Source organism: Alkalicaulis satelles (assembly GCF_008630495.1).
Lineage (GTDB): Bacteria > Pseudomonadota > Alphaproteobacteria > Caulobacterales > Maricaulaceae > Oceanicaulis > Oceanicaulis satelles.
On record NZ_VWOJ01000001.1, the window covers coordinates 1151246 to 1173363 of the forward strand.

The 22118-nt window shown below is 66.4% G+C and carries 26 protein-coding genes; 19 read left to right on the forward strand and 7 right to left on the reverse strand.

What is annotated here, in order from left to right; translation table 11 throughout:
- Positions 1-84 precede the first annotated feature (84 nt).
- The 4 genes from cysS to F1654_RS05585 all read left to right on the forward strand — a co-directional run bounded on the left by cysS (position 85) and on the right by F1654_RS05585 (position 3327).
- Entirely contained in the window at positions 85-1473 is a 1389-nt protein-coding gene (gene cysS / locus F1654_RS05570; protein ID WP_150022477.1) for a cysteine--tRNA ligase, read from the forward strand.
- Positions 1470-1904 carry an iron-sulfur cluster assembly scaffold protein gene (locus F1654_RS05575; RefSeq protein WP_150022478.1) on the forward strand — a complete coding sequence of 145 codons (435 nt, stop codon included), beginning with the start codon at positions 1470-1472 and terminating at the stop codon, positions 1902-1904. The genes cysS and F1654_RS05575 overlap by 4 nt, the downstream gene beginning before the upstream one ends.
- Before the next feature lie 124 nt (positions 1905-2028).
- Positions 2029-2289 (forward strand): membrane protein insertion efficiency factor YidD, encoded by a 261-nt coding sequence (gene yidD, locus F1654_RS14010; RefSeq protein WP_269844603.1) that lies wholly within the window; start codon positions 2029-2031, stop codon positions 2287-2289.
- A 51-nt stretch (positions 2290-2340) separates the two neighbouring features.
- Complete coding sequence (locus F1654_RS05585) at positions 2341-3327, forward strand: glycosyltransferase family 2 protein (protein ID WP_150022480.1); 987 nt, start codon at positions 2341-2343, stop codon at positions 3325-3327.
- Positions 3328-3335: 8 nt separating this feature from the next.
- Here the strand turns inward: F1654_RS05585 and F1654_RS05590 are convergent, their stop codons facing one another.
- Entirely contained in the window at positions 3336-4268 is a 933-nt protein-coding gene (locus tag F1654_RS05590; protein WP_150022481.1) for a hydroxymethylglutaryl-CoA lyase, read from the reverse strand.
- A 10-nt stretch (positions 4269-4278) separates the two neighbouring features.
- Positions 4279-6051: an ArnT family glycosyltransferase gene (locus F1654_RS05595; protein ID WP_150022482.1), complete on the reverse strand. Its 1773-nt coding sequence runs from the start codon at positions 6049-6051 to the stop codon at positions 4279-4281.
- A gap of 113 nt (positions 6052-6164) precedes the next feature.
- Between F1654_RS05595 and F1654_RS05600 the strand changes: the two genes are divergently transcribed.
- Both F1654_RS05600 and F1654_RS05605 read left to right on the forward strand, forming a co-directional pair.
- Entirely contained in the window at positions 6165-6911 is a 747-nt protein-coding gene (locus F1654_RS05600) for a glycosyltransferase family 2 protein (protein ID WP_150022483.1), read from the forward strand.
- Positions 6912-6966: 55 nt separating this feature from the next.
- On the forward strand, positions 6967-7542 hold the full coding sequence (locus F1654_RS05605; protein ID WP_233205140.1) for a hypothetical protein: 576 nt from the start codon (positions 6967-6969) through the stop codon (positions 7540-7542).
- Positions 7543-8120: 578 nt separating this feature from the next.
- On the opposite strand, the gene phaR is transcribed toward F1654_RS05605, so the two are convergent.
- On the reverse strand, positions 8121-8702 hold the full coding sequence (gene phaR, locus F1654_RS05610) for a polyhydroxyalkanoate synthesis repressor PhaR (RefSeq protein ID WP_150022484.1): 582 nt from the start codon (positions 8700-8702) through the stop codon (positions 8121-8123).
- 211 nt (positions 8703-8913) lie between these two features.
- Between phaR and phbB the strand changes: the two genes are divergently transcribed.
- The 3 genes from phbB (at position 8914) to F1654_RS05625 (ending at position 11060) form a co-directional block, all read left to right on the forward strand.
- Positions 8914-9639 (forward strand): acetoacetyl-CoA reductase, encoded by a 726-nt coding sequence (gene phbB, locus F1654_RS05615; protein WP_150022485.1) that lies wholly within the window; start codon positions 8914-8916, stop codon positions 9637-9639.
- 55 nt (positions 9640-9694) lie between these two features.
- The gene (locus F1654_RS05620; protein WP_199200466.1) at positions 9695-10435 is read left to right on the forward strand and encodes a DUF4908 domain-containing protein; all 741 of its coding nucleotides are present in this window, start codon (positions 9695-9697) and stop codon (positions 10433-10435) included.
- Positions 10436-10526: 91 nt separating this feature from the next.
- A complete protein-coding gene (locus tag F1654_RS05625; RefSeq protein ID WP_150022487.1) occupies positions 10527-11060 on the forward strand; it encodes a tetratricopeptide repeat protein in 534 nt (177 codons plus the stop codon).
- A 3-nt stretch (positions 11061-11063) separates the two neighbouring features.
- Here F1654_RS05625 and F1654_RS05630 read toward each other — a convergent pair whose 3' ends face one another.
- Positions 11064-11525, reverse strand: coding sequence for a cupin domain-containing protein (locus F1654_RS05630; protein ID WP_150022488.1), 462 nt, complete (start codon positions 11523-11525; stop codon positions 11064-11066).
- Between the two features lie 82 nt (positions 11526-11607).
- Here F1654_RS05630 and F1654_RS05635 point away from each other — a divergent pair, with 82 nt between their 5' ends.
- Positions 11608-12729, forward strand: a complete 1122-nt coding sequence (locus F1654_RS05635) for a hypothetical protein (RefSeq protein ID WP_150022489.1) — start codon at positions 11608-11610, stop codon at positions 12727-12729.
- Between the two features lie 13 nt (positions 12730-12742).
- Here the strand turns inward: F1654_RS05635 and F1654_RS05640 are convergent, their stop codons facing one another.
- Together F1654_RS05640 and F1654_RS05645 are read right to left on the reverse strand one after the other, a co-directional pair.
- Positions 12743-13099 (reverse strand): hypothetical protein, encoded by a 357-nt coding sequence (locus F1654_RS05640; protein ID WP_150022490.1) that lies wholly within the window; start codon positions 13097-13099, stop codon positions 12743-12745.
- Positions 13099-14334: a class I SAM-dependent methyltransferase gene (locus F1654_RS05645; RefSeq protein ID WP_150022491.1), complete on the reverse strand. Its 1236-nt coding sequence runs from the start codon at positions 14332-14334 to the stop codon at positions 13099-13101. The genes F1654_RS05640 and F1654_RS05645 overlap by 1 nt, the downstream gene beginning before the upstream one ends.
- Positions 14335-14512: 178 nt before the next feature.
- Here F1654_RS05645 and F1654_RS05650 point away from each other — a divergent pair, with 178 nt between their 5' ends.
- From F1654_RS05650 to F1654_RS05670, 5 genes are read left to right on the forward strand one after another with little or no spacing between them, the layout of a single operon-like run.
- A complete protein-coding gene (locus F1654_RS05650; RefSeq protein WP_150022492.1) occupies positions 14513-14827 on the forward strand; it encodes an REDY-like protein HapK in 315 nt (104 codons plus the stop codon).
- A 12-nt stretch (positions 14828-14839) separates the two neighbouring features.
- Complete coding sequence (locus F1654_RS05655) at positions 14840-15676, forward strand: SDR family NAD(P)-dependent oxidoreductase (protein ID WP_150022493.1); 837 nt, start codon at positions 14840-14842, stop codon at positions 15674-15676.
- Positions 15676-16569, forward strand: a complete 894-nt coding sequence (locus tag F1654_RS05660; RefSeq protein WP_150022494.1) for a polysaccharide deacetylase family protein — start codon at positions 15676-15678, stop codon at positions 16567-16569. The genes F1654_RS05655 and F1654_RS05660 overlap by 1 nt, the downstream gene beginning before the upstream one ends.
- A 14-nt stretch (positions 16570-16583) precedes the next feature.
- Positions 16584-17219, forward strand: a complete 636-nt coding sequence (locus tag F1654_RS05665; protein ID WP_150022495.1) for a chromophore lyase CpcT/CpeT — start codon at positions 16584-16586, stop codon at positions 17217-17219.
- A gap of 1 nt (position 17220) precedes the next feature.
- Positions 17221-17808 (forward strand): VOC family protein, encoded by a 588-nt coding sequence (locus F1654_RS05670; protein WP_233205141.1) that lies wholly within the window; start codon positions 17221-17223, stop codon positions 17806-17808.
- A 46-nt stretch (positions 17809-17854) separates the two neighbouring features.
- On the opposite strand, the gene F1654_RS05675 is transcribed toward F1654_RS05670, so the two are convergent.
- Positions 17855-19207, reverse strand: coding sequence for a spinster family MFS transporter (locus F1654_RS05675; RefSeq protein WP_233205142.1), 1353 nt, complete (start codon positions 19205-19207; stop codon positions 17855-17857).
- A 165-nt stretch (positions 19208-19372) separates the two neighbouring features.
- On the opposite strand from F1654_RS05675, the gene F1654_RS05680 reads away from it, so the two are divergent.
- The 4 genes from F1654_RS05680 to F1654_RS05690 form a co-directional block, all read left to right on the forward strand.
- Complete coding sequence (locus tag F1654_RS05680; protein WP_233205143.1) at positions 19373-19942, forward strand: hypothetical protein; 570 nt, start codon at positions 19373-19375, stop codon at positions 19940-19942.
- A gap of 80 nt (positions 19943-20022) precedes the next feature.
- Positions 20023-21054, forward strand: coding sequence for a sulfite exporter TauE/SafE family protein (locus F1654_RS05685; protein WP_233205144.1), 1032 nt, complete (start codon positions 20023-20025; stop codon positions 21052-21054).
- A gap of 72 nt (positions 21055-21126) precedes the next feature.
- Positions 21127-21279, forward strand: coding sequence for a hypothetical protein (locus tag F1654_RS13870; RefSeq protein WP_199200467.1), 153 nt, complete (start codon positions 21127-21129; stop codon positions 21277-21279).
- A gap of 139 nt (positions 21280-21418) precedes the next feature.
- Positions 21419-22118 (forward strand): outer membrane protein (locus F1654_RS05690; protein WP_199200468.1); only part of this gene is annotated, 700 nt, incomplete at its 3' end.

Genomic DNA, 22118 nt, shown 5'->3' on the forward strand with positions numbered 1-22118 from the left:
CACCGCTTGCAGTGTAGACCCCTTTAGAGCGCTGCGCCAGCCAAGCGCCCGCGCGGCATCAAGTCTCAGGACCCAGGCACGCCCATGACCGTCATTCGCCTTCACGACACTGCGGCGCGCGAAAAACGCGGCTTCACTCCCGCTGACCCGAAGCGCGTGACCATGTATGTGTGCGGCCCCACCGTGTACGGCCCGGCCCATATCGGCAATTTCCGTCCGGCGGTGGTGTTTGACGTGCTGTTCCGGCTGTTGCGCCATGTCTACGGGCCGCAGCACGTGATTTATGCCCGCAATTTCACCGATGTGGACGACAAGATAAACGCCGCCGCCGCCGAGGCCGGGGTGGATATTTCTGTCATCACGGAGAAATACACCGCCATCTATCACGCCGACAGCGACGCGTTGGGCATCATGCGCCCCACGCTGGAGCCCACCGCCACCGGGCACATGGCCGAGATCATCGAGACCATTGATGCGCTGATAAAGGCCGGTCATGCCTACGCAGCGGAAGGCCATGTGCTGTTCTCGGTGGAGAAGTGCGATGAATATGGCGCGCTCTCCCGGCGCAGCCAGGACGACATGATCGCCGGCGCGCGTGTGGAAGTGGCCCCCTACAAGAAGAACCCGGCTGATTTCGTGCTGTGGAAGCCCTCCAAGGATGGCGAGCCGGTATGGGAGAGCCCGTTCGGGCCGGGCCGTCCGGGCTGGCATACCGAGTGCGTGGCCATGATCAACGCTGCGCTGGGGCCGTCCATCGACATTCATGGCGGGGGCATGGACCTGGTCTTCCCCCATCACGAGAACGAGGTGGCGCAATCGAAATGCCTCCATCACGACGCCCCGCTGGCGCGCTACTGGGTGCATAACGGCTTTGTCTCGATGGACTCCGAGAAGATGTCCAAATCGCTGGGCAATATCATCCGGCCAAGCGAGCTATTGGCGCGTGGGGTGAAGGGCGAGGTGATCCGCTATGGCTTGCTCTCGGGCCATTACCGCGCCCCGCTGGACTGGAATGACAAGCTGATCGAGCAGAGCCGCAAATCGCTGGACCGGCTGTATGGCGTGCTGCGCCGCATGAAGAGCCTGGAACCTGCTGACGCGCCCGCCCCGGCCGGCGTGATCGAGGCGTTGAGCGATGATCTCAATACGCCCAGGGCGCTCGCCGCCCTGTTCGAGATCGCCGGGCGCGCCAACAAGGCGGAGACGGAGGCCGAACGGGCTGAGGCCAAGGCCGAGCTCCTGGCCTCTGGCGCGCTGTTGGGCCTGTTGCAAGCCGATCCGGACGCCTGGTTCGGGATTGACGGCTTGAACGCGGACCAGCGCGCGCGCATTGATGCGCTGATTGACGAGCGCGTCAGCGCCCGCGCGCAGAAGGATTTCGCCCGCGCCGATGCGTTGAGGGGCGAGCTCGATGCGCTGGGCGTGATGGTGGATGACGGGCCGGAGGGCGCGGTCTGGCGCATGCGCGCATGACCTCAGACCCCTATAGTCCCGACCTGATCGCTCTGGCCGCCGACATTCCCCATATCGGGCGCCTGACCGCCCCGCACGCCAGCGTGCGTAAAGTATCGCGCATTTGCGGGTCTGAGCTGGATCTCGATATCTGCCTTGAGAACGGCGCGATCAGCGCGCTGGGCCTGGAGGTGCGCGCCTGTGCGCTGGGTCAGGCCAGCGCCTCGGTCTTCGCCCGCAACGCCATTGGCGCCACGCTGGACGATGTGCGCGCCGCCCGCGACGGGCTGAAAGCCATGCTGCAGGAGGGCGCGAACCCGCCTCAGGGCCGGTTCGCCGCGCTCAGCGCTGTGGAAGGCGCGCGCGCCTACCGCCAGCGCCACGGCTCGATCCTGCTGGCGTTCGATGCAGGCGTGGACGCTATGGAGGCGGGCTGTGTGCGCGCATCATGAGCCAGACAAGCATCACCGGACTGCCATTTCTGATGGACCAACCAGTTCGCCTGAAGCGATATGTCATGCATCCAGAAGGGGATGGCGTGATGTGTCGCGTTGGCCATCACATGCCGGATTATTGATGATTGGCGCGTACAAGCTCATACTGTCACCGGTGTTTTACATGCTCGGTGCAAGGTGCCGCCATGAACCGAGCTGTTCGGCCTACGCCGCCGACGCCATAAGGGCTCAGGGGCTTTGGCGGGGATTCTGGCTGGCGTCGGGCCGGATCATGCGGTGCCGTCCAGGCGGCACCTGGGGCGTCGATCCGGCGCCGGGGGACAAGGCAGACGCGCCCTGGTGGCGCATCTGGGCGTTTCGCGGCGCCGCTGAGGGGGAATGAACAGGCGTGCTAAGCAGACCAGACCCATCGCTTCCAGCCCGACCCGCGGGCATGCCCGAAGCTGACGGCGCGCCTGAGGGCGCTGCGCATAAACCCGGCGAGTTGCACGCCCTGACCCGGCAATTGTCGGTAATCATGGTCAGCTACCGCACCGGACCGGCCCTGTTCGCCGCCATTGAGGCTGCGCTCTCAGCGCGCGAGACCGCCGAGCTGGTGCTGGTCAATCACGATAATCCGCGCAAGACCGTGCTGCGTCTGGAAGCCCTGGCGCGCGCCAATCCGAAACTGCGCCTGATCCATTCAGGCGGCAATCTGGGCTTTGCCCGGGGCTGCAATCTGGGTGTGGAGCACGCATCGGGCGATGTGTTCCTGTTCCTCAATCCTGACGCCATCCTGCCGCCGGACGCCGCCGCGCGCATGATGAAGACGCTCGATGGCCTCACCGAGCCGGCCATTGTCGGCGCGCGCCTGACCGATCCGTCCGGCGTGGAGCAGCGCGGCGGACGCCGGGGCGAGTTGACTTTGGGCTCAGCCTTTGCCGGCTATCTCGGCCTGTCGCGCTTTGTGCCCTTCGTGCGCGATGTGCACCGCGAACATGAGCCCCTGCCCGAAACCGCCGAGCCGTCTCCTGTGGTGTCCGGGGCCGCCATGATGTTCACCCGCGCCGGGTTCGAGCAGCTGGGCGGGTTTGACGAAGGATATTTCCTCCATGTGGAGGATATCGATATCTGCCGGCGCGCGCGCGATGCGGGCGGTCAGGTGATGTTCGAGCCCCGCGTCTCGGTCCTGCATTACGGCTCCACCTCGAAGGCCAGCCTGTTCCTGGTGGAAAGCTGGAAGGCGCGCGGCCTGATACGCTATTTCCAGACCCATTCAGGCGCGCCGGGCCAGGTGCTGGCGGTGGTTCTGGGGCCCTTCATGTGGCTCGCCCTGATGGCGCGCGCGGTGATGGTGCGCCTGCGCCAGCATGTGTGCGGCCGATTGCGCCGGCTGGCAGCGCTCAAACGGCTCATGAAACGCCGGCGCAACGGGCGCTGAGCTTGCCTCTAGGACGCGCGCGGCGGAAAACCGCCGGCCTTTGACAGCATGGACGCCACCGGGTGGCGCAGCGCCACAGTCTCCAGCCAGCGCGCCGTCTCGATCATCCTGTCCAGATCAATCCCGGTCTCCACCCCGCCACGCGAGAGCATGTAGACCACGTCTTCCGTAGCCACATTGCCCGTGGCGCGCGGCGCAAAGGGGCAGCCGCCAATCCCGCCCGCCGAGGCGTCGATGATCGTCACCCCCGCCTCCAGAGCGGCGTAGATATTGGCCAGCGCGGTATTGCGCGTGTTGTGGAAATGCAGGCGCAGACGCGGATCCGGCGCCGCAGCGCGCACCGCCTCTACGGCCCGGCGCACATCCCAGGGGCTCGCCGCCCCGATCGTGTCGCCCAGCGCGATCTCGCTCACTCCCGCCGCCGCAGCCCGGCGCGCCAGCTCAGCGACCCGGTTTACATCCACCTCGCCGTCAAACGGATCGCCAAACGCCACCGAGATGGTGGCTGACAGTGGCACGCGCGCGTCATGGGCGAGGATCGCCACCCGGTCCAGCAGGTCTGCGGTGTCTTCCGGCGTGGCGTTCTGATTGGCCCGGCCGAAGCCTTCGGAGGCGACCATCACGAAATTGATCTCGTCACAGCCCGCATCAATCGCCCGGCGCAGGCCGCGTTCATTGAGCGCCAGGCCGATATAGGTGACGCCCCGGTCCCGGGGCACGCCCGCCATCACCGCATCGCCATCGGCCATGGCCGGAACCAGCTTGGGATTGACGAAGCTCGCCGCCTCCATGCGCTTCACCCCAGCCTCGATCAGGCGGTGGATGAATTCCAGCTTCACCCCGGTATCGATCAGTGTGGGATCGTTTTGCAGCCCGTCGCGCGGGCCGACCTCGACGATCTCGACTCTTTCTGGTGCGCTGGCCTGGCCGGTCTGGGTCATGAACGTCACCTCATTCACACGGGCCGGTGCGATGCAGCGTCAGGCGCACATCGCGGCCGCGAGAATAATTATACCCCGACACCTCGCCCGTTCGGCAGGCGGCGGCTTCCAATAGCGCGATCAGGGTGAGGGCCGCGTCCAGCGCCTCGCCCTCGCGGGGCAGGCGGCTGTGATCGATCACCACGAGGGCCGGACCTTGCGTCAGGAAGGCCGGCGACAGGGTCTGGCCCGCATCGCCCTGCGGCGCCAGCCAGTCTTCGGTGAGCGGGCCGATATCGGTCAGGCGCACCTCGCCGCCCAGGCTGAACACCAGCGAGGGCTCGGTATAGGTGGAGATCACCGGCGCGCCTGCGGGGCGCAGATCGGCCGTTTTGGCGAGCTGGGCGGCGAAATAGGCCGGCGAGAGATTGGTGGAGGGCAGGATCACGCCGCGCCCCGCGCTGTGCCAGACCAGTCCCAGCGCCAGAGCCGCCATCAGCGCCGCCGCGCCCGAACCGCGCAGGCCCGCAATCAGCTTGAGCGCCAGAAGGGCGAAGATCGCCGCAAGCCCGCCGGCGAGCAGCACAACCGATCCTTCATGGGTGACGGTCACATAGCCCAGCGCCGCCGCCCAGATGGATGCGCCCAGAAGGCTCAAGGCCGCGCCTGTCCAGCGCCAAACCGCGCGCGTGCGCGCCCATTCGACAACGCCCCATGCGCACAGGCCCGCCATGGCCGGAAACGCCACCAGGACATAATGGGGCAGCTTGGTGGGCAGAAGCTCGAACACGATCCAGACCGGAAGAGAGAAGGCGATCAGCGCGCGCGCCGCCAGCGCAGACTCGCCGCCCGCCTTCAGCGCGCGCATGGCCGCAGCAATACCGGCGGGCAGGAAGAAGGCGGCGGGAAACAGGGTCAGCGCCAGCGCCAGCAGGTGATAGCCCGGCGGCCCCCAATGGCCTTCATCGCCGCTGATCATTTTCGGCCCCAGATCATCGCCCAGCGCCTCGCGCAGGAAGGCGCCGTCTGTGGCGATCTGGACAGAGATCAGCCAGGGCAGCACGATCAGCGCCGCCAGCACCGGCCCCGGCCAGACCGCCAGAGGGCGCAGCCAGAGGGCGCAGCGCTTCAGGGCCGGCCAGTATCCCCCGTCGCTGCGTCCGGCGCGCGCCTCCCACAGCGTCAGCGCCAGCGCGCCCAGGCCCACCGCCATGGGCGTCACCGGTCCTTTGATCAGAATGCCAAGCCCTGTGAAGGCCCACACGATCACCGCCCAGCGACGCCGCTCAGCCAGGGCGTCGCCCGGCGCCTGGCGCAGGCGCGTCAGGGCGTAGAGCGCAAACGCGGTGGCGCCCGCCAGCATGGCGTCGGTCTTGGCGATGCCCGCCTCGGTTCCCAGCAGCACCGTGACGCCAAACAGCGATCCGGCATACAGTCCGGCGCGCGCGCCCAGGAGGCGCCCGGCCATCAGCGCCGCCGCGATGGCGGCCAGGACCGCGCCCAAGAGCGAAGGCAGGCGATAGGCCCAGATCTCGCGCGCCGCCTCGCCAGTCGTCAGCGCAACGGCCGCGCTCTGCATCCAGTGAATGCCCACCGGTTTCTTGTTGCGGTCTTCGTCGAGAAAGGTGATGCGCACAAAATCGCCCGTCTGCAGCATCTGGGCGGTGGCCTGGGCGTAGCGGGCCTCGTCGCGGTCCAGCACCGGCAGGGTGAAAACACCCGCAAGGCCCGCCAGCGCGGCCAGCAAGCCGGCTGCGGCCCAGGCGCGCCAGCCCTTTGAAAGCTCTTCAATCAGCGGCATCATGGCGTCATTCCGGAACGGCAACGGCAATTTCCTCGGGCGCCGCGGCCCGGAACCCGGTATGTAACGGCCCGCCTGAAACCGCAAGCCGCGCCCTGCGCGCACCGGAAAAGCTGATGACCGCCAATTCCGCCGACCTCACGCCCGATCTCAGCGTCATTGCGCCCATGCATAATGAGGCGGGCAATGCTGGCGCGCTGGTGCGCGAGATTCACGACGCGCTCAATGGCCGCCGCTTTGAAATCATTTGCGTCAATGACGCCAGCACGGACGCCACGCTGGAGGAGCTGACCGCGCTCAAGGCGGAGATCCCCGAGCTGCGCATCCTCACCCACCGGCGCAATGCCGGACAGTCGCGCGCCGTGCGCACCGGCGTGCTGGCCGCGCGCGCGCCAGTGGTGTGCACGCTGGACGGAGACGGCCAGAACCCGCCCGCCGATATTCCCACCCTGGTGGATGCGCTCACCCGGGCCGATGCGCCCGCTGCGCTGGCCCTGGTAGGCGGACGCCGCGCCAAACGCCAGGACAGCGGCTGGAAAAAACTGGCCTCGCGCATCGGCAATGGCGTCCGCAAGCGGCTCCTCAATGACGAGGCCGATGACACCGGCTGCGGCCTGAAAGCCTTCCGCCGGGACGCCTATCTGCTGCTGCCGTTTTTCGATCACCAGCACCGTTTCCTGCCCGCCCTGATGAAGCGCGAGGGCTTCGCCATGGAGTTCCTGGACGTGGGCCACAGGCCGCGCGCGGCGGGAAAATCCAAATATACCAATCTTGGCCGCCTTTTCGCCTCGTTGAGTGATATGGTAGGGATGATGTGGCTCAACAGCCGGGCGCGGCAGTCCGGGGGTTGGGACGAGGCCTGAGCGCGGCAGTCGAGGGGGCGGCCGGGCGATCCGGGCCTATCTTGAGGAGCAGGTCATGGCAGACACCATGGGCGCAGGACTGGCCAAGGGCGTCGCCAGCGGGCGGGGCCAAGGCGGAGGGGGTGACAGATTGTCTCTTTTCACAATATTTCCGAAGCTGCTGCTGGCAGTAATCATTTACGCCCTCGTGGCGATGGGCGTGGCGTTCACATCCAGCAATGGCGTGGACAGTTTCGTGGGCACGCTGGACAAGTTCCAGGCGGGACAGTGCGAGGGCATGGCCAACGCGCCGGCTGACGCGGCGCCATGCTATGTCGGCGTGCTCAACTCCAAGCTTTTCTCCATGGACCTGCCTTCGGGCTCCTGGAACCTGACGACCGGCGATCTGATCCTGATCTTCGCGCTGGTCATGCTGTTCATGGAGATGATCAAGTCGGCCGGATCGGGCACCAGCTCGCTGATCAATCACGGCCTGTCGATGCTGACCTTCCTGATCTCCATGGTGCTGTTCCTGATGGTGCCCTTGTTCGCCACCACCACATTCTTCCTGCTCACCATGATGAGCCTGGTCAATGTGCTGGGCGGGTTCACGATCACCGCCATTGCAGCCCGGCGCGACATGCGGGTCTGACCGCAAGACGCCCGCCTCAACGGCGCACGCAGACAGCGGCTCCGGACCAGCGTCCGGGGCCGTTTTGCGTTTTGACGTGCTCAGACCATCACAAACAGCAGCGCCAGCAGCCAGGCGCCATCGGCGGGCGTCATGCGGCGCAGGCTGTCAGCGCGCGCGCTCATGCGGCGCGCTCCACGCTCGGGCGGGGGGCCGACGCCAGGCTCATGGCCGCCCCATAGGCCGCGCGGTAGCGATTGCGTTCGCATGCATCAGCACGCAGGCCCCGGCGGACCGGGGCGGACTGCAGGCTGATGGCGCCAGACGCGCTCAGCGGCTCGCACGGGCGGTGATTGGCGCGAGGGGGCGGGGCCGCACGGCGCGGCTCCTCCCCCACATCGCGTACGGGACAAGCAGGCTCGACGCGCGCCGTCCGGCGGGCCGGGACAGAAGCGCCCGAAGGGCGCGCAGGGATGGGAACGAGACCGCTCATGGCCCCTGCCCCGCAAGTCCCGGGCCAGTTTTAACGCTCCGTTAACCCGGGTTTATGACCCGTTAACGGCCAGCCCGCCAAAACCGGCGCGCCAAAACGGGACGGTTCACCCCTCCCCGCTGAGCCGGTCGAGGCGCTTGCGCATGGCGTCCAGCTCGGCGCGCAGGGCCTCCACATCGGCGCGTGACAGGCCCGAGGGCGCATCATCGCGTTCAGGCGCGGCGCCGGTCATGCCGGGCGTGAACATCTTCATCGCCTGTTCGAACATGGCCATATTGCGCCGGGTCTGCTCCTCGATGAGCGCCATGGAGGCTGCCGGCGAGCCTATGGCGCTGGCCATCTTGTCGCGCATCTCGGACTGCTGGCGGGCGAAATTATCCATGCTCAGGCGCAGATAGCCCGGCACCATGGTCTGCATGGAATCGCCGTAGAATGAGATCAGCTGACGCAGGAACTCCACTGGCAGCAGGGTCTCGCCCTTGGATTCCTCCTCGAAGATGATCTGGGCCAGAACCCCGCGGGTGAGATCTTCCCCGCTCTTGGCGTCCACCACCTTGAACTCGCGTCCCTGTTTGACCAGGTCACGCAGGTGATCAAGCGTCACATAGCGGCTGGCCGAGGTGTCGTAGAGACGCCGGTTTGCGTACTTCTTGATGGTCACGATGTCTGTGTGGTCAGATTGAGTCACGTCGGTCTCCTCCCTGTCCGCCCGAAAAAGGCGGCGCGCAGGCCGGAGACATGCTTTCTTTCCGGCCGGCTCGCGGTTAACGTTCTGATCCAACGATGCGCTGTCGCCAGCGCCTTCCATGCGTCCGACTGCAGTCTTTTTGCTGCACTCGCGGCGAAGGATTGCTGCGCAGCATAAGCACACTTCGCAGTCAGGGACAGGGAGTATTTTCATGGCGAGAACGGCGCTTGTGACCGGTGGGACGCGCGGTATCGGCAAGGCCATATCGGTTGCGCTCAAGGCTGCAGGATATGACGTGGCGGCCAATTACGCCGGCAATGACAGCGCTGCGCAGGCCTTCACCCGGGAGACCGGTATAAAGGCCTATAAATGGTCGGTGGCCGATTATGACGCCTGCCGCGAGGGCATTGCTGCGGTGGAGGCCGCCCATGGCCCGGTGGACATCCTGATCAATAACGCCGGCATCACCCGCGATGCGCCCTTCCACAAGATGACCCCGCAGCAATGGCGCGAGGTGATCGACACCAATCTGACCGGCGTCTTCAACATGACCCACAGCGTCTGGAACGGCATGCGTGATCGCGGCTTCGGGCGGATCGTGACCATATCCTCCATCAACGGCCAGAAGGGCCAGTTCGCCCAGGCCAATTATTCCGCCGCCAAGGCCGGGGATCTGGGCTTCACCAAGGCGCTCGCCCAGGAAGGCGCGCGGCGCAATATCACCGTCAACGCCGTCTGCCCGGGCTATATCGCAACCGAGATGGTGATGGCCGTGCCCGAAGCGGTGCGCGAGCAGATCATCGCCACCATTCCGGTGGGCCGGCTGGGCGAGGCCGAGGAGATCGCACGCTGCGTGGCTTTCCTGGTCAGCGACGAGGCCGGTTTCATCACCGGCGCGACCCTGACAGCTAATGGCGGGCAGTACATGGCGGGCTGACACGCCCGATCCGCGCCTGTCTCTTGCCCACAAATCGCCCTTATGGGCGGCCAGCATGACAGCCATGTTCAGGGGAATGATTCTCCTGTTCGCCATGGGCGCCGGGGCTTGGGCGCTGACCATGGCGGACGGGGCCGCTCAGTCCAACCCGTTCGACCGCCTGGTCTCGTCACAGACCGGGCGGGCCGAGCCGTCTGTGTGGTATGACCGCGCCGACGGGCGCGGGCGTTTTGTCTTCGACCGCTCGGCCGAGCCGGCCCTGTTGTGGCCTGACGGCGCCCAGGAAGTGGTGGCGCTCTACCGCGCCAGCGCGGCTGGCGGCGGGGATATCTGGGTGAACGATACCGAGAAGGTGGTGCTTCGCGTCTCGCGCATTGGCGGCTGGACCTTTTTCCCCGACGACCGGCCCGATGGCGTGGCGGTGGAGCCCATGGGGCGCGCCCACACCCTGGTGGCCGCACCGGCCAACAACGCCCAGGTCCAGACGGCGGCGCGCGAGATGGCGGACCGGCTCGCCCGGCTGTCTCGCCAGAATGTGCGCGCGGAACTGGCTGCGCCGGCCCCCGACCAGAACGCCTATATCATCGACACCATGGCCATGGTGACACTGGCCGCCGAGCAGGCCTCGCGCCGGTCTCTGCGCAATCTGGAAACCGTGCGCATCGGCGTGGGCGAAACCCCGCGCGCCAGCTTTGACGGGCGCACGCTGGATATTTCTGTGGACACCGCACGCGGCTATGGCGGCCGGCCCAGCGCGGCCTATATCCGCCGCGCTCTGGAACAGGGCGGGGGGTAGAGCCCGGCGGGCAATCGGCGTCCGCCTTTACAGGGACGTCCTGTGAGGGTTAGCGTTTTCAAGTATACGTTCAAAACTGTCGGGGGACGCCATGAAAATCGAATATTTCTTGAAAGCTCTTTGCTTGGCTGCAGTGCTCTGGCTCTTCGCCAGCCCTGCCGAGGCAAGGCATGCCAATCCCATGTGTTCGCTCAGCGCCATCAGCGACGATGCTCAAATGTGCCGCCTGTCTCCGGCGGTCAGCGCCGAGTCCTGCCATGAGATGGGGATAGGCACGCTGCAATTGCCGGACTCATGTCTGGCGCCGGGCGTGCGCACGCTGGGCGCACTGAATTTGTTCGAGGCCGCCTGTGACCGCGGCTATGGGCCGAGTTGCGTGTATGGCGCCGTCCTGATTGTACAACGCTACGCCGGTATAGATCAGGACTTCACACGCGCACACGGTTTGGCCAGCACGGGATGCGAGGCCGACGATGCCGACAGCTGCAGCATGCTGGCCTTCTTCTACGTCAACGCAGCCGGAGTGGAGCGCAATATCCCGGCCGCGCGCACCGCGTTGGAGAAGGCCTGCGCCCTGGGTTCGCAGGAGGGCTGCACTATGATCGACAATCTGCCGGCAAACTGAGGCTCAACCTCCATCCGGCGCGCCGTCCGGGCCGGGCCGCCAGTGCGGCGGGGCCATGCGGAAGCCATCAAACGCAAACGCCGGCGCCACCGCGCAGCTCACCAGCGTCCACGCGCCCAGCGATTCGGCCGTCTGCCAGGCCTGGGCCGGCACGATGGCCTGGGCCCGCTCCCCGGCGCGCAGATCCGGGCCCAAGCGCACCGAACGCGCGCTCACGCCGTCATCACTCAGTGTCAGCACCAGCGGCGCGCCTGCGTGCCAGAACCAGGCCTCGTCAGCATCCACCTGATGCCAGGCCGAGACCTGATCGGCTTCCAGCAGGAACCAGATCACGCTCATCGCCGCGCGTTCACCGGGCGCAGCCCGGGACCGGAAGGTCTCGCCATACCAGCCGCCTTCGGGATGGGGCTTGAGACCCAGCATGCGCACGATCTCGCCCGCTCCCAGATCTCCGCTAACGGCCATGGCTGTGCTCCCCGGTTAACCCCGCGCTCATAAGGCGGAGTTATTACGTATCATCATATCCGTTTGTAATGGCGCTCACCCCATGTCGAAAGACGTCTTCGGCAAGCTCAATCTGCTCAAGCGCGGCGGCTCCACCAGCCGCGTGATCGACCTGGTCTCGATCCGCGAGCGCCACGGCCAGGAGGCCGACTGGGCGCGTCACCCCATGTTCCGCAATGCGCGCCTGAACCGGTCCTTCATCGTCAAACACACCCTGCGCGCCTGGGAGCGTGAGGAGCTGGGCGGATCGCGCACCTCGGCCACCAAGGTGATCATACCGATCAGCGATACCGAGCTGGCCATGGGCGGGCATTCCATCTTCGTCGAGCACCCGCGCTTTGAAAGCCAGCTGGCCCAGCACCTGGGGGTCTCGGTCGGCGAAAGCGCCTTCGCCAGCGATGTGGACCGGCTGCGCTCTCTGGCGCTTCTGCCCTCGTTCGACCCGTATCTGCTGCACGAATATTTCCGCCGCCGCGGGGACAAAGTAGCGCCGTGCTATTTCGTCATCTCCGATGACGAGCTGCGCCAGATCACCGAGTTCGTGGCCAGCCAGATCGATCTTCTGGTGCGCAAGGCCATGGGCAAGGCTTCACTGGATTCTCTCGACAAGTCCCGGCGCCTGGCCAAGGTGTTGTTCGAGGACGAGGATTCTCCCCAGCTCGCCGTGCTGCGCGACGCATTGCGCATGACCGCGCAGGAATACCGCGACGGCGTGTTCGGCTGGAAGGGCACGCTTTATTACAGTTGGCGCGCGGGCGAGTGCTATGCCGACCTCGCCGCCTTCATCAAGGATTTAAAGGGCCTGCGCATTCCCGGGCTGAGCGCGGCGGACCGCGCCGAGATCGAGGGCGTGACCCGTTCCATCGGCCAGCTCTCAGCCCGGCGCTGGGCGCGGCTGAAATCGCGCCTGAACGAATATAATGAGGAGTTCACCCGCTTCGTGGAGCGTGGCGATCCGGCGGCGCTGAAAGCCTTCATGAGCCGCGCGCCCCAGCTGTTTGTGGAGATGGGCGAGGATATCGGCCGGCTCCAGCACGTCTCGTCCTACTGGCGCTTCTGGACCCGCGGCCGGCGCGCCAACGCCATGACGCCGGTGGAAGCCTTCGACCTGCTGCCCGATTTCGAAGCCGCCCTGATGGTCACCGATCTCGACAAGGCGGCGTGAGGGGGCTCTGCGCCTAATTCTCCTGAAATTCCCGCGCCGCGTCTTCCGAGCTGACCTCGTCAGGGCGGGTCACCGCCTCGTTTTCCTGCTGCACGATGCGCAGGATGCGGGCGATGAATTCCTGGGTCCAGGCGCCGCGGGCCTCGGCCTCGGCCTTGGACGGGGCGTAGGCTTCGATATCGCCCTGACTGATCACGCCGCGCGCTTCGAGCAGGCGCTCCACCGTGTCGAGCCGCTGGCGCGTCACCGCCACTTCCTGGGCCAGCGCCATGACGATATTCAGGACGCGCTCTGAATCCTTGTCTTCCAGGAACCAGGGCCGCTTGCCGCGCGCCTTGGCGCCCGCCTGCGCAAGAGGATCAAACGCCATCACGCGGCCTCCTTCTTCGCGCCGATGACATGCCAGGCGGCCTTGCGCCCGTAGTCCTCGACCTTGTCATCGCCTGCTGACGGGAACAGGGCGGCGTCCACCACCGCGGCCACGCCGCCATGCATGACGCCGTCCGACTTGAAGCCCGCCCGGATCATCAGGTCATCGAGATCGATCTCGTGCATGGTCGTCCAGAAGGGCTCGTTATTATAGAAGGCGTCCCAGTCGCGAATGGCCTGCTCATAGAACGGCATGTCGTCGGTATATTGCGGCTGCTCCACATGCAGCACGACGCCGCCGGGCTTTAAGAGCCGGCGGGTCTCGGCGAAGATGCGGCCCATGGCGCTCTGGCTGGTCTCGTGCAGGAACATGGTGGTCTGCACCCAGTCAAAGCTCTCGTCCTCAAACCGGCTGAGATCTTCGGCGTCGGCCTGGATGAAGCGCACATTGTTCACGCCCATCGCCTTGGCGCGCGCCAAACCGTAGCGCAGCATGGGCGCGCCGGAATCCACCCCGATCACCTCGGCGTCCGGGAAAGCCTGCGCCAGCGGCAGCACATTGTGGCCCAGCCCGCAGCCCAGATCGAGAATGCGCTTGGGCTTGAAGTCCGGCAGGTTCTTTTTCACCCAGGCCGCCACCGCCTGGCCGCCGCCATCATTGAACCGGCCCAGCGCGCCGCCTGTGGTGGCGAACAGGCCGCAATCATAATTGGCCGCCCCGGTGACATCACCGGGCACGGTCTCGGTGTGATAGCTGCCAGGCATGCAGTGATGGTCCACCGCCGCGAGATAACGCGGGGTCTCGAAGCCCGGGTCCAGCTCCAGCCGGTCATCGCCTTGCGTCAGCTGCGCAGCGCGCGCATTGAGCGCCTCGCCCTGGCGCAGCGTCACCCAGCGCCCGGCCTGCTGGCGCTGCTCCATGGTGGCCCGGCGCAGGGCCGACCACATCTGGAAGGCCGGATCAGCCAGCAGCGCTTTGCGCACCTGATGGCGGTTTTCAAACGCGCCATTCTCATGCGCCCAGGCCGGAGCGACGCGGTCCTCGAACGCCGCCTTCACGCCCGGCAGCACGCGGCTGGCGAGATGACGGTTCATCTGGGCCAGGAAATTGAAGCGCTCGGCCTCGTCATGGCTGGTGTGGGGGAACATGTCATGGCGGCCCACCAGGCGGTAATCAGGCGGTCCGTCATAGGCCGGAATGGCCGGTTTGATCTTCCCGGAACGGTCCTCGGGCATGGCTGCGATCCTCCTGCTGGCGACGGCGGGGCTGAAATTCTTTATCACAATCCCTTGGCAAACCCGCCGGTTTCAAATGATATATCATTTATGCCCGGCTGCAGCCAACGCCTGACGGCGCCCATGCGCCGGTTTGCCGCAAGGCCGCACAAGAAGAAGATGGGAGGAGAGAGCCGTCATGACCACCCGCATCATCGCCCTGTTCAATCTCAAACCCGGCGTCAGCGCCGCCGATTACGAGGCCTGGGCCAAGTCGAAAGACATCCCCACCGTCAACGGCCTGAAATCGGTGGACAGGTTTGAAGTGTTCAAATCGGCCGGCCTTCTCGGCTCGGACGCCAAGCCGCCCTACGCCTATATCGAGATCATCGATGTCAACGACATGGAGATGTTCGGCGGCGAGGTCGGGACCGAGACGATGCAGAAGATCGCCAGCGAGTTCCAGGCCATGGCCGACGACCTGTCCTTCATCCTCACCGACAAGCTGGGCTAGAGGGGGCGCGTCATGGGCCGCTTTTCGGGCAAGACCGCCGTCATCACCGGATCGGGCCGCCGCAAGGGACTGGGCGAGGCCATCGCCCGGCATCTGGCGTCCCAGGGCGCGGCGGTGGTGATCTCCGATATCGGCAAGCCCGCCGATCCGGCGACCCCGGCTGAGCATATCGGCGCGACTGACGAGATGGAGGCCATCGCAGCCGATATCCGTGAGAGCGGCGGCCAGGCCTCCACCCGGGTATGCGATGTGCGCGATCTGGACCAGATGCGGGCGCTGGCCCGTCACGCCCGCGACGTGCACGGCTCGCTGGATATCTGGGTCAATAATGCCGGCATCGGCTACATCATGAAGCCGCTGCTGGACGTCACCGCCGAGGACTGGCGCGCCGTGATCAACGTCAATCTGACGGGCTGCTTCTTCGGCATCAAGGCCGCCGCCGAGGTGATGGTGGAGCAGGGCAAGGGCGGGCGCATCATCAATATCGCCAGCCAGGCGGCCAAGTCCGGCTTCCCCCACGCCCAGGCCTATACCAGCTCCAAGCATGGCCTGGTGGGCCTGGTGCGCTCGGCGGCCATCGAGCTGGGCCCTCACCAGATCACCGTGAACAATGTCTGCCCCAACCACGTCACCACGGGGCTGGGCGCCTGGCAGAACGAGTATTTCTCCAAAGTCGTCGGCGCCGAAAGCGTGGAGGCCTATCTCAAAGCCATGGCCGACCGCATCCCTCTCAAACGCCCCGGCAAGCCCGAAGACACCGCCAAGGCGGTCGCCTTCCTGTGCTCGGACGAGGCCGAATACATCACCGCGGAGAGCATGAATGTCTCGGGCGGCGAGGAGCCGCATTGATGACCCATAACCCTCCCCCCGGCTTCGCCTGGCCCAACGGGGCCAGGCTCGCCCTCTCCGTCGTGGTCAATGTGGAGGAAGGCGCCGAGCGCAATATTCGTGACGGCGACAAGGGGCCGGAGCCCGTGGACGAGCTGGGCGTGGCGCTGAAAGCCCCGATCCGTGTGCATGGCAACGAGACCAATTACCAGTACGGCATCAATCGCGGCGCGGGCCGGGTGCTGCAGCAGCTGGACGACCATAAAGTCCCGGCCACCTGGACGGTCTGCGCCCAGGCGCTGGAGCGCGCGCCCTGGATCGCCAAGGCCCTGATGGCGCGCGGCGACGAGCCGTGCAGCCATGGCTGGCGCTGGCAGTTCCAGGCCTTCATGGACGAAGCCAAAGAGCGCGCCTTCATCGAGAAGGCTGGCGCCTCCATCGAGGCCACGTGCGGCCGGCGCCCGGCGGGCTGGCTGTCGCGCTATCTGCACACCGACATCACGCGCGGCCTGTTGGCGCAGGCGGGCTATCTCTATCACATGGACGATTATTCGGACGATTTTCCCTATTGGGATGTGGTCGACCTGCCCGGCGGGGGCCGGAAGCCGATCATCGTCCTGCCCTATGCGCTCGACACCAATGACATGAAGTTCTGGCTGGACCCGTCACTGACGGCGAAGGACTGGCTGCAATACGCCATCGACACGTTCGACTGGCTGCACGCCGAGGCCGAGGCCGATGGCGCGCGCATGATGAGCCTGGGCCTGCATCTGCGCATTATCGGACGGCCCGGACGCATCGGCGCGTTCCGGGACTTCCTGCAGTATGTGACGCAAAAGACCGGCGTGTGGATCGCCACGCGCGAGGATATCGCCAAAGCCTTCGCCGCGGCTGTGCCCGCGCCCCAGGCCTGACCGGAGAGACCGCCATGATCACCCGCCTTGCCGCCGCCTGCACCGCCGCCCTGGCGGCTCTGGGCCTTTCATCTGCGGCGCTCGCCAGTCCCGCCGAGGAGCTGGCCGGCATTCTGATCGGGGAGTTCACCACAGCCGAGCAATCGCTGACCGAAGGCTGGGGCTATGTGGAATCGCGCCTGGTGCGCGTCTGGCCCGAGCGCGAGGACGGGGTCTGGCTCTATCAGGAAAATGCCTGGCTGGGCGACAATCCCGGTGACGCTGACTATTCGGTGCGCCAGCGCCCCTATTTCCAGCGCCTGGTCCAGCTTGTGGCCATTGATGACCACACCGTGATCCGCACCATCTACTCCATGACCGACCCGGCCTCGGTGGTGGGCGCGGTCCATGCGCCCGAGCGCATCGAAGCGGACCAGCTGGGCGCGCCGAACTGTTCGGGCGAGGTGAACCGGATCGCCGCGGGCTGGTGGATCGCTGACTTCCCCAACTGCCCCAGCAATCTGCGCGGCGCGGTGCGCACACGCTCGCAATCCATCCACACCCCGGACGGCTTCGCCAACTGGGATCTGGGCCTGACGGCCGGCGGCGAGCGCGCCTGGGGCCCCACCGGCGGCGGCTATGTGTTCCGCCGCATGACTGATGCGGAGTGAGATGATGAGAACCCTGTCTGTCCTGACCGCAGCCTGCCTCGCGCTGTCGCTGGGCGCCTGCAATGAAGCGCCCCCGCCGGCGGGCGCATCGGAGCCGCCCGCGCCGTCCGCCGCCAACGAGCGCAATCCGCTGGATTTGCGCCGCACCACGCTGCTGGTGCGCGACCTGGAGGCCTCGCTGGCGCTCTATCGCGACGCGCTGGGGATGACGGTCAGCTATGACCAGATGATCACCAGCCGGGACGGCTCCAGCCAGTCGCGCCTTGTGCTGCTGAAAGCCAATGACGAGCGCATCGGCATGCTGGGCCTGTGGCAGCTGGCCGATGCCGGTGAGGCGCCGCCGCCCAACGTGCCCGAAACCGGCTTCGCCACGGGCGAGATTGTGCTGTTGTTCAACACCCAGGAGCTCGACACGGTGTTTCCCGCCGCCGCCGCCGTGCCGGGCGTGCGGGTAATGAGCGAGCCGTCCTATCGCGAATATCCCGGCGACGGCATGACCTTTCAGGTCATGGTCTCCATGCTGCGCGATCCTGACGGGCATATCGTGGAGCTGAACCGGATGATTCATCCGCCCCTGCAGTGGGACTGAACTATCGGCGGCGGGCGGCGCATGACGGCGCCGCCCGCGCTTTCGCCTAGCTCACGATCTCGTCTTTCAGCGTGCGCGCGGCCATGAAGAACGCGCCCGCCGAGAGCAGCGCGACGAGGCCGAAGATCACCATCGACCAGCGCAGGCCCTCGGCGGCGCCCATGGTGACCGCCAGCGCGTCGCTGACCAGCCCGACGCTGAGCGGACCCAGGCCCAGCCCCACCAGATTGATGATGAACAAGAGCACCGCCGCCGCCGTGGCGCGGGTGTGCGGCTCCACCAGGCTCTGGGCGCTGGCGAAGACCGGCCCGTACCAGACCGCGCCGAAGAAGATCGGCACGGCGAGGACCAGGAGCGACAGGCCTGCATCCCCCACCAGCATCGCCGCCACGAAGGGCGGCACGGTCAGGGCCGTGGCGATGGCCGGCACGATGGCGTAGCCCGCCGGGTTCACCCGCGCCGAGCGGTCCGCCAGTATCCCGCCCACATAGGTGCCCGCAGCGCCGCAAATCCCGAACAACAGACCGAGCGCCGTGCCGATGAATCCGATCGGCCCGAAGCCCAGCCCGGTGGCGTCATTGAGCTGTGTGGCGAGCGCCAGCAGGCCCTCGCCATGATTTCTCAGATAGAACGAGCCGTAGAAGGCGATATGGCCGTATCCGATCATGGCCGACAAGGCCGCGCCCACCGATATCCACCAGAATGAGGTCTTGTCCTTCATCTCGGCCATGGCGTTGAGAATGTTCGGGCGGCTGGCCGCCGGCGCCGGAGTGATTTTCTTCAGCCCCTTGCGCCGGGGTTCAGGGAGGGTGAACCAGGCGATCAGCGCCAGGAGGATGCCCGGCGCGCCCGCCACAAAGAACGCCATGCGCCAGCCATAGGCGTCGGCGATGAGGCCGCCCAGCACCATGCCCGCCAGCGAGCCCAGCGGAATGCCCATTGAATAGAGCGCTAGCGCCGAGGCGCGCTTTTCCTTCGGGGTGTAGTCCGAGATCAGTGAGTGGGCCGGCGGCGTACAGCCCGCCTCGCCCACGCCCACCCCGATCCGGGCCGCCAGAAGCTGGACGAAATTGCCCGCCATCCCGCACAGAATGGTGAAAGCGCTCCACACCGCCACGGCCACGGAGATGATCTTCACCCGGTCGGCCCGCTCGGCATAGCGCGCGATGGGAATGCCCAGCACGGTGTAGAACACCGCAAAGGCCAGCCCCGTCATCACCCCGATCTGCCAGTCGGCCAGCCCCAGCTCCAGCTTGATGGGTTCAGCCAGGATATTGACGATCTGGCGGTCCAGGAAATTGAAGATATAGATGACCAGAAGCACGCCCAGCGCGTAGGCGCGGGCGGGTTTGGCCAGCGGCGCAGGTGCGCCCGCCGGTTCTTTGGCGTCAACCGTCACGGATAACTCCTCCCCATGCATTCCGGCCTCTTTTGCGGACCGGTCAACGCCGATGAGGTTAGTGCGCCCGCGCGCGGAGAAAACCCTTTTCTTCTCCCTCCGGTTTGATCACTCGGGCTGGAAAGGGCAGGCTCTCGCGCATCACACCTTGATATGGAGCCCGCCATGATCCCCGCCGCCCTCATCGCCGCCGCCCTGATCCAGTCCGCGCCCGCCACATCCGACGATCCCTCCAGCGCCTGGTGGGAGCGGCTGGAAGCCCTGTGCGGACAGGCGTTCGAAGGCCAGCTGCACCGCGCGCCGGACGGTGATGACAGCCTGTCGGGCCAGCGCCTCATCATGCATGTGCGCGCCTGCGAGCCGGACCGCATCCGCATCCCATTCGTGGTGGGAGATGACCTGTCGCGCACCTGGGTGCTGACCCGCCATGAGGACGGCGCCATCGAGCTGCGCCACGACCATCGCCATGAGGACGGCACGGAAGAAGACGCCACGCAGTATGGCGGCGTCACCGTCTCGCCCGGATCGGATTTCGGCCAGATCTTCCCCGGCGACCATGTCACCACCGCGCGCCTGCCCACCAGCTGGCAGAATGTCTGGCTGATGGAGGTCCATCCCGGAGAGCGCTTCGTCTATCACGCGCGCCGGGTGGGCACGGAGCGCGCCTTCCATGCAGAGTTTGATCTGGCCGTTCCTGTGGACGCGCCGGAGGCGCCCTGGGGCTGGGAGGACTGAGCGTCCTGCATATTCACACTATGAAACCGGCGCGCAGCGCGCTCATATCCCTTCCGGGCTGATCGCGAAGGCGGGGCGGGATGAAGGCGCTGGCGGGGCATCTGATGGCGAGCGCGCGGCGCTTCTGGCCGTTCTTCGCCTGGCTGGCCGCGTTCTACACGGTCTGGCTTGCAATCATCTCGCTCAACGGGCTCTGGCCGGTGGTGCTTGATCACTGGCCCATCGCCGCGGCCATGGCGGCAGGCTCCTATTTCGCCGGCTCCACGCCCATGGGCGGGGGCACGGTGGGGTTTCCCGTACTGGTTCTGCTGTTCGACATGCCCGCCACGCTGGGACGCAATTTCGGGCTGGCTGTCCAGTCCATAGGCATGGTCTCGGCCAGCATATTCATCCTCACCGCCCGGCGCACGCTGGACTGGACGCTGCTGCGCCCGGCCCTCCTGGGCGCGCTGATCGCCACGCCGCTGGGCGCGGCTTTCATCGCGCCCTATGCCTCGGACCTTCTGGTCAAGCTCATCTTCGCTGTGACCTGGGCGAGCTTTGGCGTGATTCACTGGCTCAAGCTCGGTGATATCGTGCGCCCCGAGGGCCCGCGGGTCCCGAACCCGCGCCTGGACCGGCCTGCCGGCCTGTTCATCGGCCTCACAGGAGGCGTGGTGGCGTCCCTGACCGGCGTGGGGATCGACATGATCCTCTATACGGTGATGGTGCTGTATTTCCGGGCCGATCTGAAAGTGGCGATCCCCACATCGGTGCTCCTCATGGCCTTCACCTCACTGGTGGGCATCAGCGCCAACGCCGTGCTGGGCCAGATCCATCCCTCACTCTACGCCATTGATCCGGCTGTCTTCCACAACTGGCTTGCCGCCGCGCCGGTGGTCGCTCTCGGCGCGCCGCTGGGGGCGGTGATCGTCAATTACCTGCCGCGCCGGCCGACCCTGCTCATCGTGTCCACCCTGTGCATCGCCCAGTTTATCTGGACCCTGTTCAAGGAGGGCGTGCCGGGCTGGGTCCTGCTGGGCGTGCTGGCGGCGCTTGGCGTATTGTGCGCGGGCTTTTTGTGGCTGTTCCGGCTGGGGGAGGCCAACCGCCCGCCGCGCCCCGGGCTCTAGGTTTGGCGCCATGCGCGCCTCATGCCAGACTGCAGGCCTGACTTGAAGCCGCCCCTGAGGGGAGACTGTCTCATGAAATTGCCCAAGGCCGTCGTCTACATCATTCTCGCTGCAGCTCTGGCAGGCGCAGGCGCGCTGGGCTACGCCCTCTGGCGCGACAGCCAAACCGAAACCTTCGAGATGGAGATCGGGGATGAAACCCTGAGGATCGAGACAGAAGGTTGATGACTGAGCCGTCCGGACAACTGGTGCAGGAAGGCCACAGTCCCGCCAGGTTTTGCTTTTTGCTGCACGTGCACGCTTAAAGCTGTCACATATCCGCGCAATAACGTGCATGAGTTTTTTCCTACGGAGGATCCGAAGCATGAAATCGCATCTGCTTTCTGCTGCGGCTCTCGGGCTGGTTCTGGGGGCGCCGTCTGTCGCGGCGGCTCAAGAGGGCTGGTATGTGAGCGGCGGTATTGGTTACGGCGCGCCCCAATCGGCCGTCGTGTCCGGCGATCTGGGCAACGCCCCGCGGGGCGGCGCCATCAAGCCGGGCAGCAACTGGCGCTTCAAGGTCGCGACCGGCTACCACCTGGCCGACAACTGGCGCATCGAGGGCGAACTGGCCCAGCGCTATAACCGTGGCGGCGCCATCGCCAATTACGAAGACAGCGAGACCTCGTTCCACGCCTGGTCGGCGATGTTGAACGTGCTGTACGAATTCAACTTCGCCAGCGAGTGGCGTCCCTATATCGGCGCCGGCATCGGCTTTGTGGACTCCCGCGGCTCGCTGAGCGGCTGGACCACCGGCACCCGTCCGGTTGGCTCCGTTCTGCCGGACTCGCGCTACATCCAGGTGCGCGATAACGACCTGTCCATTGGCTATCAGGGCATCGCCGGCATCGCCTGGCCGATCGGCGACCGCCTGACGCTGGACACCGAGTACCGTTATTTCGGCTATGGCTCGACCCGCTATGACGGCGTGAATGTCGGCAATCTGTCCGGCCACGAGGCCTGGGTGGGCCTGCGGTATCTGTTTGCGGCTCCGCCGCCTCCGCCGCCCCCGCCGCCGCCTCCGC